This is a genomic window from Qipengyuania sp. NPDC077563 (genome assembly GCF_044901345.1).
In the GTDB taxonomy this organism is placed as follows: Bacteria; Pseudomonadota; Alphaproteobacteria; order Sphingomonadales; family Sphingomonadaceae; genus Qipengyuania; species Qipengyuania aestuarii.
On the sequence record NZ_JBJDPC010000001.1, the window covers coordinates 536,328 to 552,204 of the forward strand.

Genomic DNA, 15,877 nt, shown 5'->3' on the forward strand with positions numbered 1-15,877 from the left:
TCCTAGGTAAAGTGGTCGACCAGCTTTCCGAGGCCGACTGAATTCGAACCTTTCACCAGCACGGCGTCCCCTGCGATGATGCCGAATTGCTCCAGCAGCCCGACAGCCTCCCCGGCAGTATTGCAATGCTCCCACTCGAGCGGCTTGCCAAGCGAGTTAAAGGCAGGTTTCCCCAGTTCCCGGGCAAGAGCGCGCATCTCTTCACCGACGAATATCGCATAGTCCACATCGGCTGCGATGAGCGGTTCGGAAAGTGCGCTGTGGAATTTGTCTGCGAAATCGCCCAGCTCTTTCATGGAGCCCAAGACGGCGATGCGGCGGCTCGACGGGGTCTGGCCCAGTTGCGCGAGCGTAGCGCGCATGCTGGCCGGATTAGCGTTGTAACTTTCGTCGATCATCAGCGCAGTGCCTCCGGGAACAGAAATTCCGTGGCGCGCGCCCCTTCCTTTCAGTCCGCCCATCTCGGCCAGAGCGAGACCGGCTGCTGCCATGTCCCCGCCTGCCGCACGAACTGCAGCCATGACTGCGAGCGAATTGATCACCCAATGATCGCCGGGCTCGGCTACGGTGTAGCACAGACGCCCGTTATCGAATTCGCAGGTCACCAGGCTGCCCCCGTTGGCGCTCGGTATGGCATCTAGCAAACGGATATCGGCATGGGGTGCCCGGCCGAAACTGATCACTTTGGCTTCCATGGCCACCGCGGCAAGCCGCAGCCGTTCACAATGTTCGCTGTCCGCGGGGATTACGGCAACGCCGCCCCGCTCAAGGCCGAGGAATATTTCGGCTTTCGCTTCTGCTATAGCCTCCATCGAGCCCAGATTTTCGATGTGGGCCGGTGCGATCGTGGTAATCACGGCGATGTGCGGGCGAACCTGCCTGGAAAGGCCTTCGATCTCTCCGGCGTGGTTCATGCCCATTTCGAAGATGCCGAAGCGGCTTCGCGCCGGCATTCTGGCAAGGCTGAGCGGAACGCCCACGTGGTTGTTATAGCTACGGGTCGAACGGTGTGCTGCACCGCGGCTCGCCCGCTCGAGGCTGGCGAAAATCGCTTCCTTGACCCCGGTCTTGCCCACCGAGCCGGTAACCCCGATAATTTTCGCGCCGGTCCGTCCTCTCGCCGCCGCCGCGAGTGCCTTGAGCGCTGCAGTTGTATCGTCGACAAGGACATGCGGATAATCGACTGGACGATCTACAATTGCCGCCGCAGCCCCGTTCTCGAAAGCCTTGTCGAGAAACCGGTGGCCGTCCATTTCTTCGCCCTTGAGAGCGACAAAGAGATCCCCGTTGACAACATCGCGGCTGTCCATTTCGACACCGGCGACCTGAAATTCGCAGCTGGCTTTTCCGCCTACTGCCTTTGCGATGGCCTCGCTGCCCCATAAGGTGAGCGGGAGACGATCGCGCGGATCGGTCGGCCATTCGACATAAGCAGGATGGCGCAGGATCGCAGCGCTCATGCCGCACCGCCAGCGGCGATCTGGGCAGCACATTCGCGAGCGACTTCGACGTCATCAAAAGGATGGACTTGCATGCTTTCTCCCGATCCGATGATCTGACCCGTTTCGTGCCCTTTGCCAGCAATTAGGACGATATCGTCCGCTCTTGCGGCGGCAATGGCTTCGTGAATGGCTTCGCGGCGCCCAGCCACTTCGCGCGCATCACCAGCGCCTTCAAGCACCTGTCGACGGATTTCCGCAGGATCTTCACCCCGGGGATTGTCATCGGTGACGATTACGAGGTCGCTGGACTTCGCAGCAGCTTGCCCCATCGGAGCGCGCTTCCCGTGATCGCGGTCTCCGCCAGCACCGAAAACGGTGATTAGGCGGCCTGTCACATGTGGACGCAGTGCCGCAATCGCGGCTTCCAATGCGTCGGGCGTGTGGGCGTAATCTATATAGACGGGAGCACCGCTTGGCGCGATCACGGCGCGTTCGAGGCGACCGCGTACAGGTTGCAGACGGGCAACGCCGTCCCAAACCCGGCTCGCATCGATGCCGGTTGCCAAGGCAAGCCCGGCTGAAGTCAGCGCGTTGGACACCTGATAAGCACCGATCAGTGGCAGATTGATAGTGCGCTCGGTTCCATCATGCTCGACGGTGAGCGATTGACCGAGCTGCGTTGGTTCGCGGCCAATTAAGCGGATGTCCTTGCCCTCTTCTCCGACGGTCATGATCTCAAGACCGCGCTTCTCGGCGTGCTTTACAACGCGCCTGTTCCAGTCGCTATTGTCCGCGCCCAGCCATACGACAGCCGTGGCGCCATCAGAAACAACTTCGTCGAACAGCCGCATTTTGGCAACGAAGTAGTCCTCCATGTCGGCATGGTAATCGAGATGGTCGCGGCTGAAGTTGGTGAAAGCCGCCGCTGCGACGGGGATGCCCTCGTTGCGATATTGGGAAAGGCCGTGGCTCGACGCTTCATAAGCGACGTGCGTCACACCTTCGCGCGCCAACCCACTCATGTTCGAAAGGAAGGTCACGATGTCGGGCGTCGTCAGCCCCGTCGAAACGCTTCCGTCAGGTGTAGTCACACCCAAGGTACCGATGCTTGCCGCACGTTCTCCCGCCATGCGCCAGATCTGGCGGGTCATCTCGGCGCAGCTGGTTTTTCCATTCGTCCCGGTAACCGCGACGATGTGCTCGGGAACGGGAGTGAAGAACTGCGCGGCCATTTCCGCAAAGCATTTCCGGGGTGTCGCCGCGGCGATGTGCAAGGCGCCGACGACGTCGGCTTCCGGCCGCGCCACGACAGCAACCGCCCCCGCTTCTACAGCAGCCGGAATGAAATCTTCACCATTGACCTGGGCACCCTGGAAGGCACCGAACACCGTGCCCGGCGCGACCTTGCGATTGTCGATCGCGAAGCCGGTGACTGATATGTCTGCGGCTTCCGGGCAAGTTAAACCGGCGCCGGTGCAGATCTTGGCTAACTTCATTTCTGCGCCTCGGGAATGAGGGGGGTGATGGCGGAAATATCGATATCGCGCTTGTCGTCGGGACGCACGCCGATCAGCGGACCGATACGCGGCACGAGCCGACCAACGATTGGGGCCGCATTCCAAGCTGCGGTACGCTGATAGGAACTGGCCAGCGTTCCCTTCGGTTCGTCCAGCATGGCGATGACGACGTAGCGCGGCCGGTCCATAGGAAACGCTGCGGCGAAAGTAGAAACCAGTGCTGTGCGGCGATAGCCGCCCTTACCACCCGGCTTTTCGGCGGAACCGGTCTTGCCGCCGACGCGATAGCCTGGGGCATCGGCATTGCGGCCTGTGCCGTAGATAGCAATGGCGCGCATCATCTGCCGCATGCGGCTGGAAGTGGACGCTTTGAACACGCGGCGCCCCTTGGGTGCCTGGCCCGGACCAAGTTTCTTCAAGGTGGCCGGGCGGTAGACGCCGCCATTCACCATCGCTGCGTATGCACTGGCTAAGTGCAGAGGGGTCACTGCGATGCCATGGCCGAAACCGACTGTCATGTTCGTGAGGCGCGCCCAATCGTCTCCCGGCCACAAGGGGAAGCCCTTGGCCGGAAGTTCGATCTGCGGACGATCGTTCATGCCCAGATCGATCATATACTGACGGAGCCGTTCCGGCCCCATTTCATCAGCAATGCGTGCGCTTGTGGTGTTGGAAGAATGGATGAGCGTTTCGACCGCATTGAGCGTTGGCCCCATGGCGTGACTATCGCGGATCGTGAAGCGCCCTACATTCACAGGAGAGGCATCGAAGCGTTTACCGAGATCACGGATGGTGCCTGAGTCGATCGCTGCGGCTACGGTCAAGGGCTTGAATGTCGAACCGAGTTCATAGACCTGATTGGTCACGCGGTTAAACATGAGCTTCTGCCCTTCGGCGTCGATCTTGTTCGGATCGAATTCCGGCAGCGACGCTAGCGCCATGACTTCTCCGGTATCCACATCCAAGACGATGCCAGCGCCGCCTTGGGCCTGCGTCAGCTTCATTCCGCGACGCAGCTCATCCTCGAGCGCGCCCTGAACCCGGACGTCGATGGAGAGGGCAATGGGCGTCCCCCGGGTTGCCGGATTGGTCAGGTGATCGTTGAAGACCTGTTCCATGCCCACGCGCCCAGTGCCGTCGGCAGCGACGTAACCCAAGACATGCGCCGCCATCTGGCCTTGAGGATAATGACGATCTTCTTCCATCGGCATCTCGAGCGCGAGCTCGCCGATATCCTGCACCTGGTTGGCCTCTTCAGGGAGGAGGCGACGCCTCAGGTAGCCGCCCTTGCCGCTGGCGAGATGCGCAGCGAGAGCCTTCTCGTCCATGTCCGGGAAGATCGCCTTCAGCTTGGCTGCAACCTCAGCGGGGTCCGCAACCAGCGGCTCTTCATCTTCGCCCAAGGCATCGGGATTGAACCATAACGCGTAAGCCGGGAAGGCGCGGGCCATCGGCACGCCGTTCCGGTCCACGATTTCCCCGCGGTCAGGCAGCAGAGCAGCTTCGAGCGAAGTGGCGCGGGCCTCTTCACCGCCCGCCCCAAGATAAACGATCCGGCTGACAGCCACGGCGGCCAGAAGTGCAAAGATCGCCGCAATCCAGAGCACGCGCCAGCGTGCAAGATCGAGCGATTTCTGGCGGATGCTGACGAGTTGCACCCGCCCGCTCGCCATCGCCATGCTAACCGCTCCCGGTCCACCGTGGAGAGCGGAGAATGCGTTCACCGACCTACCTCCGCCATCGCGACCGAGGCGGCTGCCGGCCGGGATAGGCGCTGGGCAAGACTGTTGGCGAAGCGCTGGGCAGGCTCGTCAACGTGAGCCGCGGCCAAGGCAATGGTTTCGGCCCCCTGCTCGTCGTCTCCCAGCCAGTCTTCAAAGAGCCCTTCGTTTTCCGATGGAGTAGTATCGGCCTTGGCCACGCGGATCGGTTGCGGCGCGTCCAGGCCGCGGGGTGTACCCAGAACCGCCAGCTGACGCTCGTGCTCGACATACTGGTCCGCACGTGGCGCGGAATATCCAAATTCGACCTGGTTCCATGCAGCAAGCTGCATCTGGCTCGCACGGGTCTGGAATTCGGTTTCCAGCATCAGCTTGGACCGTTCCGAAGCGATGATTTGGCGCTCGAGCAGGCGCACGTCGCTTTTCACCGCGTTGACCTTGAAGGTCAGGGCGAGAAACAGCGCGCCGCACATGCTGAGAATCAGCAACCAGCCGATCTGGCGAATGCGCGAAGTGTGGGCCATTATGCGGCCTCCCTTGCCGGAGTGGATGTGCGGACCGCGTGGCGCAGCACCGATGAGCGCGCACGCGGATTGCGGTCGATCTCAGCCTCGGTCGGCTTGATCGCTTTCGAGATGGGGGAGAAGACCGGATCGACCTGCACCGCCATGGGGACGTGACGCGAGGCTCTCGGGGGTGAGGATGCCTCGCGCAGGAAGCGCTTGACGATCCGGTCTTCGAGGCTGTGGAAGCTGACCACCGCGAGGCGGCCACCATCGCACAACAACTGTTCGGCGGCCGACAGACCCTGCGTCAGTTCGTCGAGCTCGCCATTGATGTAAATTCGGATAGCCTGGAAGGTCCGGGTTGCCGGGTCCTTCTTGTCGTGCGGCTTGTACCCCAGCGCCTTGCGCACCACGGCCGCCAGTTCGCCAGTGGTTCCCAGAGGGCGCGCAGCGACGATTGCGCGCGCAACCCTGCGCGACTGACGCTCTTCGCCATATTGGTAGATGACGTCGGCGATCAGGCTTTCGTCCGCGTTGTTGAGGAAGTCGGCCGCACTCTCGCCTTCCTGGCTCATGCGCATGTCGAGCGGGCCGTCGGCAGAAAATGCAAAACCGCGGTGCGCCTGATCGAGCTGCATCGAGGAAACGCCGATATCCATCACTACACCGTCGACGCTCTCGACGCCGGCAGCACGCATGACATCCAACATTTCGGAAAAACGATGGGGATGAAGGACGAGGCGCGCAGAGTTACCCTCTGCTTCCGACCAGTCGCGACCAGCCGAAATTGCGTCGGGATCACGGTCGAAGGCATGCACCGTCGCCCCGCGCTCGAGAAGGGCGCGCGTGTATCCTCCCGCACCGAAGGTCGCATCGATCAGCACGTCGCCCGGCTGCGGGTCGAGCGCTTCAACAACCTCATCGAGGAGGACCGGGATATGAGGCGCAGCGCTCATTTGCCCTTAGCCTTGGCATCGGCCAGCAAGCTCTCGCAGGCCGCCTTCGCGCTTGCCCAATCATCGCCCATCTTGGCGAGCTCTTCCGGGTTCCAGAGAGTGAAAAAGCGCCCACCACCCTGGAAATAAAGCCCGTCTTCGATCTGGCCGAGCGAGCGGAGATGATCAGGCATCACGAACCGGCCACTGTCGTCGAATGGCATTTCAATGAAGCCAAACAGCTGGCTGGCGCGCGTATCGCGATCGAAGTCCTTGCCGACGCGGACAGCGATTTCTTCTTCGCGATCGAGCTGCGCGTCCAGTTCTTCCTTGCGGCTGAGCCCGAAACCAACGAGGCAGTTCCAGGTGGGGTGCTTCATCAAGCACAGAACCCGACCATCGGAGCTTTCCTTCACAGCTTTGCGGAAAAGCGGAGGGAGCACGAAGCGGCCCTTATCGCCCGCAGGCGAATAGGCTTGTCCGCTGTACCCTCCAAATTGCACTTCCCCGTTCCCCAGCTTGCGTTAGCGTCCTCCCCATCGACACACCTCTCCCGCCCGCAAAAGCACGCGCTTCCACGGCGTCCGAAACCTCTCGGCGTCGCACGCAAAGACAATGGCATGTCCGATGTGTGGTGGGTTTATATCGGGACTGGCGGGGATGGAAGGGAAAATTACGGGATTTTGCGGGATAGATTTTCAAGTAATTGAAAATAAGAGCGTTTTTATTGCCGGCGCCCTTGAGAACTTTACCAGCCCATTAACTAATTCCCGCAGAATTTAGAGAGAATCGCGTGGTTATCCGGTCATTCGACAGGCTTTCCCGTCAAATCCCGCGCGCTGTCCCGTGAAATCCCCGAAGGGGGATTCTCAGCGGTGAAATATTCGGTCGATCAAGCTCACAAGAGCGCTCTTGCGTGCCGCGTCAGGATGGTGATCATCCAGAAGTGCGGCATCGGCGATGAGCAGGGCCCGGCCCTCGCCAATCTTGCAATCTGCCACCAGCCCCTCCGCGGATAAGTCACAGTCTGCATATCCGGCCTCATCGAGCGGCTCGAAATGACCCGCAAGTTCGACCGGCAGGTTGCTACCTTTCGAAGGTACGAAGCGCTCGCCGCTCGGCTGCTCTTCGTTGAAAACAAGGTCCAAACCCCACCGCGCCAGAATGGGTGAAATGACCACCATGTCGTGAGGCCTGCGCGGATCTCCCAGTGGATGATCGCTGTGTTGGGTCAGCACCGGATCGGCAAAGATAAGTGCCTGGCCGCCTTCCCTTAGCCAATTGTCGAACGCTACGTTTTCCGAAGGCGCGAGTGGGCGCGGCTGCGCAAGAAGGACCTGATCGAACCCGTTCAGCGCTTCTGCTTCCAGAGTATCGAGCGGCAAAATCTCGCTGTTCTGCTCCAGCGCCTGACGCACCCACCCATCCTCGACCTGCCCATTCAGCACCGAAGCGATGTCGCCGCCTTCACCCCAGTAAATCGGGAGGGTGGTGAACAAGCCGATTTCAGTTCTGGCAGTGTCCTGCCGCGCTTCTTCCGGAGGATCGCTTTGCGCCGACTGCACACTGCATCCGGCCAATGCCAGCGAAAGAAGCGCCGCGATGGTCTTACTGCTGGGAAGCTGGAGCATCGGGAACGCCCTGTTCCGGAAGCGGAGCCGGAGACTGCGATGGCAAAGGAGCCGATGGTTGGGGAAGATCGGGAACGACCCCCGCTTCGACCAGAGGATCATTCTGCTTTACCGGCTGGCTCGGCTCCGTGGTGGGCGCAGCTGCGGGTACAGCAGCGGCGTCCACCTCGAGCATGCGGTCCTGAATAAGGCTCGCAAGCCCGACCAGCAGCACCATGAGCACGATCCCCCCAATGCCGATCTGAAGCCGCTGCATCGATTGGGAGCGGGTTCCCGCAAGCGGAACATCAGTAGGCTCACCGACGGTGGGTGTGTTACGGGTGAGATCAAGAGATCGTGGCATGCCGGGAATCTTGGGCACTGCCACGCTTCGCGTCAATCTTTCAGTTCAAGCCAGTCGAAAACAGGCAGATCTTTCGAAAGAAGCCATTCCGGATTGTAGAGGGTCGAGAGGTAGCGGAAGCCGGTGTCGCAAAGAATGGTGACCACCTGCGGCTTTTCCCGACCTTCAGTCACCAGCTTCTTGCCGAGCGCCACGGCACCGGCGACATTGATGCCGCTCGAAAGGCCGAGGCACAGCCCTTCCTCGCGCAGGAGCCGGGCGACCCATTGCAGGCCCTCTTCGTCGGAAATCCGAAACTGGGTATCGATCGGCGCACCTTCCAGATTTCCGGTGATGCGCCCCTGGCCGATCCCCTCGGCCACGGACGAACCTTCGCTCTTCAGCTCGCCATGGGCATAATAGTTGAAGAGAGCGGCACCGTGCGGATCGGTGAGCGCGATCACCGCGTCTTCGTCGAATTCCTTGAGCCCCATGCCCACGCCCGCGATGGTACCCCCGGTTCCGGCTGCGCAGGTAAAGCCATCGACCCGGCCATCCAGTTGCTGCCAGATTTCCTTCGCTGTGCCTTCGATATGTGCCTTGCGGTTCGCCGTATTGTCGAACTGCCCCGCCCAGATCGCGCCGTCGGTTTCTTCCGCCATCCGGCGCGAGACGTGCTGAAAATGGTTGGGGTCGGCATATTTCGTGGGGGGTACAGTCACCAGTTCGGCGCCAAGGGCGCGAAGGGTCTGCATCTTTTCTGCTGACTGGTTGTCGGGCATCACGATGATGGTGCGATAACCCAGTGCATTGGCAACCAGAGCAATGCCGATGCCGGTATTTCCGGCGGTACCTTCGACGATCGTGCCGCCCGGCTTCAGGTCTCCGCGCGCTTCTGCATCGCGGATGATATAAAGCGCTGCACGGTCCTTTACGGACGCGCCGGGATTGGCGAATTCACACTTGCCGTAAATATCGCAACCGGCTTCCGCGCTGGGGCCCGCCAGGCGGACGAGCGGGGTATTGCCGATGAGGTCGAGCGTCTGCTCGCGTACGGGAATTTGAGTCATGCTGGCCGAGTTAGGCGCGCGATGCCGCAGCGGCAAACAACATCAATCTTCAGGTGCGATAGTAACCTTCAGTCCATCCAGCTCTGCACCGAAAGGGATCTGGCAGGAAAGGCGGGAAGTATCGGACCGGTGATCGCTGCTCTCGAGAAGGTCATCTTCATCCTCGCTCATTTCCGGCAGCTTGTCCGCGAACTCCGGATCGACATGGACATGGCAGGTGGCGCACGAACAGCAACCGCCGCACAAGGCCAGCAGCTCGTCGAAACCATTGTCACGAATGGCTTCCATGACAGTCAGGCCGGTCTCGACCTCGATCTCTGATGTTTCGCCTTCGCGGGTAGTGACGATCAGCTTGGGCATCCATTGTATCCTGTATTGCCATGCCCGCCGGACGGGCTCTATGCGGACTGCTGCTATTCAAAGCGATACGGGAAGGCAAGCCAAAGCCATGGGTCTGACGACAGCGACCATCCGGTCGCACCTCGATGAAATTGCCTGTGGCGACCCGCTTGTAGCAGCCGCGATCGACCGCGTCGGCTACCCCGAAGAACGTATTCGCCCGACCGGATACCGAACTCTGTTACGGACGATCGTTGGCCAGCAGGTCAGCGTGGCAGCAGCAGCCTCGGTCTGGCAGAAGCTGGAAACCGAACTCGGGGAGGACATGCCCGCAGGCGATTTGCTCGCGCGCGACTTCGACACATTGCGCGGATGCGGCCTGTCCCGTCAGAAGCAGGGCTACGCACGATCGCTGTGCGAATTGGTTGTCAGCGAGGAGCTCGATCTGGAAAATCTTCCTGCAGATGACGAGGAAGCCATCGCCCAGTTGGTCCGGATCAAGGGAATTGGCCGGTGGTCGGCGGAAATCTACCTCCTCTTCGCCGAAGGCCGGCCCGACATCTGGCCGGCGGGCGACCTAGCCGTTCAGGCCGCGTGCGGAAAGCTGCTTGGCCTTGATGAGCGGACGAGCGAGAAAGAGACACGCGCCTTGGCGGAAAATTGGCGGCCCTATCGCGGGGCGATGGCCATCTTCACCTGGCATGCCTATGCCGATCCGGCATTATAGATTGGGAGAGATTCTATGAGCCAGCGCAAGGCAATCTTCGTCACCGGCGGCGCATCCGGCATCGGCCGCGCCATCGCACTCTATTTCGGGCAACGGGATTATTTCGTCGGCCTCGCCGACATCGACGAAGCCGGCATGCGCGAAACCCTCGACATGGTCGGGCATGGGTTCGTGTTCCAGCAAGCGCTGGATGTGCGAGATCGCGCCGCTTGGGATCGCGCGCTCGACGGTTTTGCAACTGCAGCCGGCGGCCGGATCGATGTCGTAGCCAACAATGCCGGTATTCCCCTCGGTGGTCTTTTGATCGAAAACAATGAAGAGGAAATCACGCGCTGTCTCGACATCAATCTCAAGGGCGTACTCTTCGGGGCGCAAGCAGCCCATCCCCACCTGAAACAAACTGCGCCCGGCTCCTGCCTGCTCAACACGGCAAGTGCAGCCGGGATTTACGGGACGCCAGGTGCGAGTGTTTACTCGGCCACCAAGTTCGGCGTTCGCGCCATAACCGAAAGTCTCGATGCCGAATGGGCGCAAGATGGGATCAAGGTACGCTCGATCATGCCCAGCTTCATCGATACACCACTGCTGGATCACAATGCCAATGCGATGAGCAATGACATGATCCGCCGCCGCGTCATGGACGCAGGCCTGGAGATCACGCCGGTGGAGGAAGTGGCCAAGGCGGCGTGGGATGCGGTGCATGGCGAAAAGCTGCACACCACCGTCGGCAAGACCGCCAAGACCCTCGCCTTCGGCGCGCGCTGGCTGCCAGGCCGGCTGCGGAAACAGACGCGCTCGGCCGCAAGACCGCTGCTTCGCTGAGCACTACGGTAGGTTGAAGACAGTGACCGCCTGGGCCGGGACAGAATGGAGCCCGGCCCAAGGCGTTCTGCCTACACCAGCTTGTCGATCTTCTTCGCCATGTTCACGTCGCGCAGGCTGAGCCCGCCCGCATCATGCGTGGTCAAGGTGATTTCGACCTTGTTGTAGACATTGAACCATTCAGGGTGGTGATCGCGCTTCTCCGCAATGATCGCGATGCGTGTCATGAAGGCAAAGGCTTCGGCGAAGTCGGCAAATTCGAAAGCGCGTTCGATCGCTTTGCCTTCCCGGCAAAGCGACCATTCCGGGAGCGCCCTTAGCCAGCTGTCCCGTTCTTCGGGGGTCAATTCCTCGACGGCCATGCGCGAATCCTCTGTTGCTTGTCGTGCCCGCGCCTTTTGCCTATCGCTGCCGCCCATGCAAGCGCAGCTCATCGCAACCGACATCGCCTGCCGTAGAGGTGATAGGCTGCTCTTCCGGGGCCTGTCGCTGACCTGCGCCAGCGGCGATGCGGTCCATGTCACCGGGGCGAACGGGATCGGCAAATCCAGCCTCATGCGCATCCTGGCGGGGCTGGCCCGGCCTTTTGCTGGCGAAATATCGTGCACCGGTGCAATCGGCCTGGTCGACGAGCGGCTTGCTCTCGACATCAACCAGCCGCTTGGCAAGGCGCTCGCATTCTGGGCGAGATTGGACGGCTCTTTGGCAGATGGAGAAATGCACGCACTGCTTCAGCTCGAACCGCTGATGGATATACCGGTGCGCTATCTCTCTACCGGCCAAAAGAAACGGGCTGCGCTGGCCCGCCTTCTTACTCGTGACTGTCCGATCTGGTTGCTGGACGAGCCTTTGAATGGCCTTGATACGCAAGCGCAGAAGACAGTCGAGATGTTGATTTCCAGGCATTGCGAGCAAGGAGGCATCGCCGTGGTCGCTTCGCACCAGCCGATCGCACTGGCTGGCGAAACCCTCGCCATTGAAAGCTTCATCCGGTGACCGCCATTTTTGCCTTGCTTCGGCGTGATCTCGGCTTGCTTTTGCCCGGCGGCAGCGGCCGAGGCGTCTTGCCCCTGCTTTTCTTCCTCGCAGTGGCGATGCTTTACCCTTTCGCCGTAGGTCCCGACGCGCAGATGCTGGCGCGCACCGGCGGAGGCGTGATCTGGATTGCCGCGCTTCTCGCAGCCATCCTGCCGCTCGAAAAACTGGTGGCGGGCGATCTGGAAGCAGGCGTTCTCGACCAGCTGTATTTACGCGGGATCAGCGAGGAATTGGCGATGGCCATCCGCCTGCTGGCACACTGGCTCGCCTTCGCTCCGCTGCTGCTTCTTGCCACATTACCCGCCGCTGCCCTGCTCAATTTGTCGCCGGATACCATCCGGACGGTCGTGTTGGGATTGCTGGCGGGCACACCGGGCCTCGCTGCGGTCGGTCTCACGGTGGCAGCCTTGACGGCAAGCATGCGCGGAGGCGCTGCGCTCGCCGGGCTGATGGTCATTCCGCTTGCGGTCCCGATCCTGATTTTCGGAGCGGGAACGCTTTCCCGGCCCGACAGCTCGGGCCTTCTTCTGACAGCGGCAATCAGTCTCGTGCTGGTCGCCGTGACGCCCTTTGCCGCAGGTGCGGCAGTGCGAGCATCACGGGATTAGATCGCGTTCCGCCGATGGCTCGCCTCAATAAGGCGGCTGATGCAGACCCTTGGGGCTTTCGGTGAAGATTTCGACCCCGTCGTCGGTGATCGCAATCGAGTGTTCGAACTGCGCGGACAGGGATTTGTCACGCGTCACGGCAGTCCAGCCGTCATTGAGCATCTTGGCCTGCGGGCGGCCCAGATTGATCATCGGTTCGATTGTGAAGAACATGCCCGGCTTGAGGAGCGGGCCTGTGCCCTTGCGGCCGGTGTGAATGACTTCCGGCGCATCATGGAACAGCCGCCCTACCCCGTGGCCGCAGAATTCCTGCACAACGCCATATCGGTGGGACTTGGCGTGGGATTCGATAACCGCACCGATATCACCCAGTCTTGCCCCCGGCTGGCTCGCAGCCTCGATGCCGAGCATGAGGCATTCGTATGTCACATCCACCAGTTTGCGGGCCTTCAACGCCGGTTCCCCGGCGAAGAACATCCGGCTGGTATCGCCATGCCAGCCATCTAGCAAAGGTGTGACGTCGATATTTACGATATCACCGTCCTTCAAAGCCTTGTCGGACGGAATACCGTGACAGATCACATGGTTGATCGAAGTGCAGCAGCTATGTGCATAGCCGCGATAACCCATGGTTGCAGGCACCGCACCGGCATCGAGCGTCATTTCGCGGACCTTGTCGTCGATCTGCCCGGTGGTTACGCCGGGTCGGACAAGCTCGGTCAATTCGTCGAGAATTTCCGCTGCCAGCCGTCCGGCCTTGCGCATTCCCTCAAAACCATCGGGCCCATGAAGCTTGATGGTTCCATCGCGATAAACGGTCTGTTCGCTGTCGATTACCTGATATTCTGTCATGCGCACCACTTAGTGATGTCGGAGCGAAATTGCGAGCGCTCTAGCTCCCGACCTTGAATGCGCTTGCGAATTGCGGCTTCACCGCGTCGAGAACAGAAGCGGTGACCGGGAAATCCAGTTCGTAGTCGCCTTCTGCATATGCCCCTGCAACATAAGGGCCGAAATAGATACCGATGCGGTTGAACGCCGTGCCATCGGAGGATCCGACCAATACAGTGGCTTCGTCGATACCCGGGCAATCGGTGGACCATTCTCCATCGCGAGTAACCGGTTCGCCTCGCCGTTTCGCCCGCTCCTGGTCCAGTGCATCGCAAAGCTTCGCGCCCAGCGCGGTTTCGAGAGCAACGGCGGAGTTGAAAAGCTCGACCCCCTTCATACCGCGCCTGCCTTCCCGGTCCCATACCAGCGAACTCTTGCCGTGGTTGCCGTGTGCTCCACCGGTATAGACGTAGAAGTCTGCCGAAAGGCTCAGCCAGTCATCGAGATCGGCGACCACTTTCCATTCTTTCTCGAAATCGCGGTTCCTGCATGCTCCGCATTCTTCGGGCGACGTCTCAATCGCTTCCTGCCAATCGTCCTTCTGTTCCGCCAATTGCTTGGCGCGGTCGGCCTCGAAGCGCGCTGCGAGTTCCGGGATGCGATTGACGGCAGCCGGCCAGCTGTAATCGAAGGTGCGTTTGCCACCATTGCTTTCCGCATCATCTTCAAAGGTTGTCCCGGTCACCGCTGGCTGGGCGGGTGTTTTGGGGGTCGCGGGAGCTTCCACGCGCGCATTCATCGCTTCGACAGGAGCGGCGCTGTCATCCGCCGACTGCGAACAACCCGCGCTCGACAGCGCCACGGAAATCAGGAACAGAGACTTGTACATCGAATTACCTTGGCACCAGAAAGATTAATCGGAAGAAAACTAACATGGCCGACAAAGCCGACCTAATCCAGGCGGATCGCGGACAGCAGGCTGTCCCCATTTTTCTCGTCAATCGCGAAGGATTTCCCGAGTGGGAGAAAACCCTTCCCGCCGGACAGCGCGCCGCGCTGGACGGTCAGAAATTCGACGGAAGCGGCTATCAGGTTGCGATCGTGCCCGACGGCGACGGCTGGTTTGCGGTTGGCGGGGTAGCCAATCCTGAAAACCTGTCCAGTTGGTGCCTGGCAAAGCTGGCAGAACAATTGCCCGAAGGCACCTATCGCCTTGCCAAGGGTGAACCCGGACCCGCGCTCCACGGGTGGCAGACGGCTCAATATGCCTTCACCCGTTACAAAAAACCTGAAAAGCCCGTTGGCCCGCGCATTCTTCTAACCAAAGAAGCGCAGAAAATCGATGCCGCCATGGCGGAAGCTCAGGCGGTGTGCCTCGTGCGCGATCTGGTCAACACCCCTGCCGAGGACATGGGCCCGGCATCGCTGGAAGACCAGTGTGAACGCCTCGCCAAGGATCATGGCGGCAAATTGGCCGTGACCCGCGGCGACCAGCTGGAGCAGGATTATCCGATGGTCCATGCGGTCGGGCGCGCTGCCGCTCGGCACCATGCCCCGCGGATCATGCATCTGACCTGGGGCAAGGAAAGCGATCCCGTACTGGCCATCGTGGGCAAGGGCGTGTGCTTCGATTCCGGCGGTCTCGATGTGAAGAACTCGTCCGGAATGCTGCTGATGAAAAAGGACATGGGCGGCGCAGCGCACGCAATCGCCCTTGCGCGACTGGTCATGGGAGCAAAGCTTCCGGTGCGGCTGCATCTGCTCGTTCCAGCAGTCGAAAATGCCATTTCCGGCAACAGCTTCAGGCCTGGGGACGTGCTGAAATCGCGCAAGGGTCTGACCGTCGAAATCGGCAATACCGATGCCGAAGGGCGGCTGATCCTGGGCGATGCGCTGACCCGCGCCAGCGAGGAGAAGCCGACACTCATCATCGACTTCGCCACGCTCACCGGTGCGGCGCGTGTCGCGCTTGGTCCGGACTATCCCGCGCTCATGACCCGCCGCGATGAGACGGCGGCTGAATTGATCGAAGCCGGCAAATCGGTTGATGACGAACCATGGCGCCTGCCTCTGCCGGAAGCCTATGTCGAATGGCTGAACTCCGAAATCGCGGATACCAACAATGCGCATGGCAATTCCTTCGCCGGAGCAAGCGTGGCAGGTCTCTTCCTCGATAAATTCGTTGGCGACGGCCTCGACTGGGCTCATTTCGACACCTTCGCCTGGAGGCCCGCCGCCAAACCGGGACGGCCCAAGGGCGGCGATGCTTACGGATTACGCGCGGCATGGCACATGCTCCAGAAGCGGTTCGCTGCATCGTAGAAAGAGCACCAAGCTTGCCCCGCAGCCGCTACGCGGTTAAGCGCTC

Annotated in this window: 18 protein-coding genes; 5 read left to right on the forward strand and 13 right to left on the reverse strand. The window is 61.0% G+C overall.

Going from position 1 to position 15,877, the window contains the following annotated elements; genetic code table 11:
- Positions 1–2 precede the first annotated feature (2 nt).
- The 10 genes from murF to ACI2I1_RS02710 all read right to left on the reverse strand — a co-directional run bounded on the left by murF (position 3) and on the right by ACI2I1_RS02710 (position 9,504).
- On the reverse strand, positions 3–1,460 hold the full coding sequence (gene murF / locus ACI2I1_RS02665; RefSeq protein ID WP_404677794.1) for a UDP-N-acetylmuramoyl-tripeptide--D-alanyl-D-alanine ligase: 1,458 nt from the start codon (positions 1,458–1,460) through the stop codon (positions 3–5).
- Positions 1,457–2,938, reverse strand: coding sequence for a UDP-N-acetylmuramoyl-L-alanyl-D-glutamate--2,6-diaminopimelate ligase (locus ACI2I1_RS02670; RefSeq protein ID WP_404677795.1), 1,482 nt, complete (start codon positions 2,936–2,938; stop codon positions 1,457–1,459). Before ACI2I1_RS02670 ends, murF begins: the two co-directional genes overlap by 4 nt.
- The gene (locus ACI2I1_RS02675) at positions 2,935–4,638 is read right to left on the reverse strand and encodes a peptidoglycan D,D-transpeptidase FtsI family protein (RefSeq protein WP_404678322.1); all 1,704 of its coding nucleotides are present in this window, start codon (positions 4,636–4,638) and stop codon (positions 2,935–2,937) included. The genes ACI2I1_RS02670 and ACI2I1_RS02675 overlap by 4 nt, the downstream gene beginning before the upstream one ends.
- Positions 4,639–4,679: 41 nt before the next feature.
- Positions 4,680–5,204 (reverse strand): hypothetical protein, encoded by a 525-nt coding sequence (locus ACI2I1_RS02680; protein WP_404677796.1) that lies wholly within the window; start codon positions 5,202–5,204, stop codon positions 4,680–4,682.
- Entirely contained in the window at positions 5,204–6,142 is a 939-nt protein-coding gene (rsmH, locus tag ACI2I1_RS02685) for a 16S rRNA (cytosine(1402)-N(4))-methyltransferase RsmH (RefSeq protein WP_404677797.1), read from the reverse strand. The genes ACI2I1_RS02680 and rsmH overlap by 1 nt, the downstream gene beginning before the upstream one ends.
- Entirely contained in the window at positions 6,139–6,624 is a 486-nt protein-coding gene (locus ACI2I1_RS02690; RefSeq protein WP_221542852.1) for a division/cell wall cluster transcriptional repressor MraZ, read from the reverse strand. The genes rsmH and ACI2I1_RS02690 overlap by 4 nt, the downstream gene beginning before the upstream one ends.
- Before the next feature lie 366 nt (positions 6,625–6,990).
- Positions 6,991–7,752: an ABC transporter gene (locus tag ACI2I1_RS02695; protein WP_404677798.1), complete on the reverse strand. Its 762-nt coding sequence runs from the start codon at positions 7,750–7,752 to the stop codon at positions 6,991–6,993.
- The gene (locus ACI2I1_RS02700; RefSeq protein WP_404677799.1) at positions 7,730–8,119 is read right to left on the reverse strand and encodes a hypothetical protein; all 390 of its coding nucleotides are present in this window, start codon (positions 8,117–8,119) and stop codon (positions 7,730–7,732) included. The genes ACI2I1_RS02695 and ACI2I1_RS02700 overlap by 23 nt, the downstream gene beginning before the upstream one ends.
- A gap of 8 nt (positions 8,120–8,127) precedes the next feature.
- Positions 8,128–9,144 carry a cysteine synthase A gene (locus tag ACI2I1_RS02705; RefSeq protein ID WP_404677800.1) on the reverse strand — a complete coding sequence of 339 codons (1,017 nt, stop codon included), beginning with the start codon at positions 9,142–9,144 and terminating at the stop codon, positions 8,128–8,130.
- 42 nt (positions 9,145–9,186) lie between these two features.
- Positions 9,187–9,504 carry a 2Fe-2S iron-sulfur cluster-binding protein gene (locus ACI2I1_RS02710; protein ID WP_404677801.1) on the reverse strand — a complete coding sequence of 106 codons (318 nt, stop codon included), beginning with the start codon at positions 9,502–9,504 and terminating at the stop codon, positions 9,187–9,189.
- A gap of 88 nt (positions 9,505–9,592) precedes the next feature.
- Between ACI2I1_RS02710 and ACI2I1_RS02715 the strand changes: the two genes are divergently transcribed.
- Entirely contained in the window at positions 9,593–10,210 is a 618-nt protein-coding gene (locus ACI2I1_RS02715) for a DNA-3-methyladenine glycosylase family protein (protein WP_404677802.1), read from the forward strand.
- Between the two features lie 15 nt (positions 10,211–10,225).
- A complete protein-coding gene (locus ACI2I1_RS02720) occupies positions 10,226–11,032 on the forward strand; it encodes an SDR family oxidoreductase (protein ID WP_404677803.1) in 807 nt (268 codons plus the stop codon).
- A 71-nt stretch (positions 11,033–11,103) separates the two neighbouring features.
- Here the strand turns inward: ACI2I1_RS02720 and ACI2I1_RS02725 are convergent, their stop codons facing one another.
- The gene (locus tag ACI2I1_RS02725) at positions 11,104–11,394 is read right to left on the reverse strand and encodes a 4a-hydroxytetrahydrobiopterin dehydratase (protein ID WP_221542846.1); all 291 of its coding nucleotides are present in this window, start codon (positions 11,392–11,394) and stop codon (positions 11,104–11,106) included.
- Positions 11,395–11,449: 55 nt separating this feature from the next.
- Here ACI2I1_RS02725 and ccmA point away from each other — a divergent pair, with 55 nt between their 5' ends.
- On the forward strand, positions 11,450–12,028 hold the full coding sequence (ccmA, locus tag ACI2I1_RS02730) for a heme ABC exporter ATP-binding protein CcmA (RefSeq protein WP_404677804.1): 579 nt from the start codon (positions 11,450–11,452) through the stop codon (positions 12,026–12,028).
- Positions 12,025–12,678 carry a heme exporter protein CcmB gene (locus ACI2I1_RS02735; protein ID WP_404677805.1) on the forward strand — a complete coding sequence of 218 codons (654 nt, stop codon included), beginning with the start codon at positions 12,025–12,027 and terminating at the stop codon, positions 12,676–12,678. Before ccmA ends, ACI2I1_RS02735 begins: the two co-directional genes overlap by 4 nt.
- A 24-nt stretch (positions 12,679–12,702) precedes the next feature.
- On the opposite strand, the gene map is transcribed toward ACI2I1_RS02735, so the two are convergent.
- Both map and ACI2I1_RS02745 read right to left on the reverse strand, forming a co-directional pair.
- The gene (map, locus tag ACI2I1_RS02740) at positions 12,703–13,530 is read right to left on the reverse strand and encodes a type I methionyl aminopeptidase (protein WP_404677806.1); all 828 of its coding nucleotides are present in this window, start codon (positions 13,528–13,530) and stop codon (positions 12,703–12,705) included.
- Between the two features lie 40 nt (positions 13,531–13,570).
- Positions 13,571–14,398 carry a PdaC/SigV domain-containing protein gene (locus tag ACI2I1_RS02745; protein WP_404677807.1) on the reverse strand — a complete coding sequence of 276 codons (828 nt, stop codon included), beginning with the start codon at positions 14,396–14,398 and terminating at the stop codon, positions 13,571–13,573.
- A 44-nt stretch (positions 14,399–14,442) separates the two neighbouring features.
- Between ACI2I1_RS02745 and ACI2I1_RS02750 the strand changes: the two genes are divergently transcribed.
- Positions 14,443–15,831, forward strand: a complete 1,389-nt coding sequence (locus ACI2I1_RS02750) for a leucyl aminopeptidase family protein (RefSeq protein ID WP_404677808.1) — start codon at positions 14,443–14,445, stop codon at positions 15,829–15,831.
- The last annotated feature ends 46 nt before the right edge of the window (positions 15,832–15,877 follow it).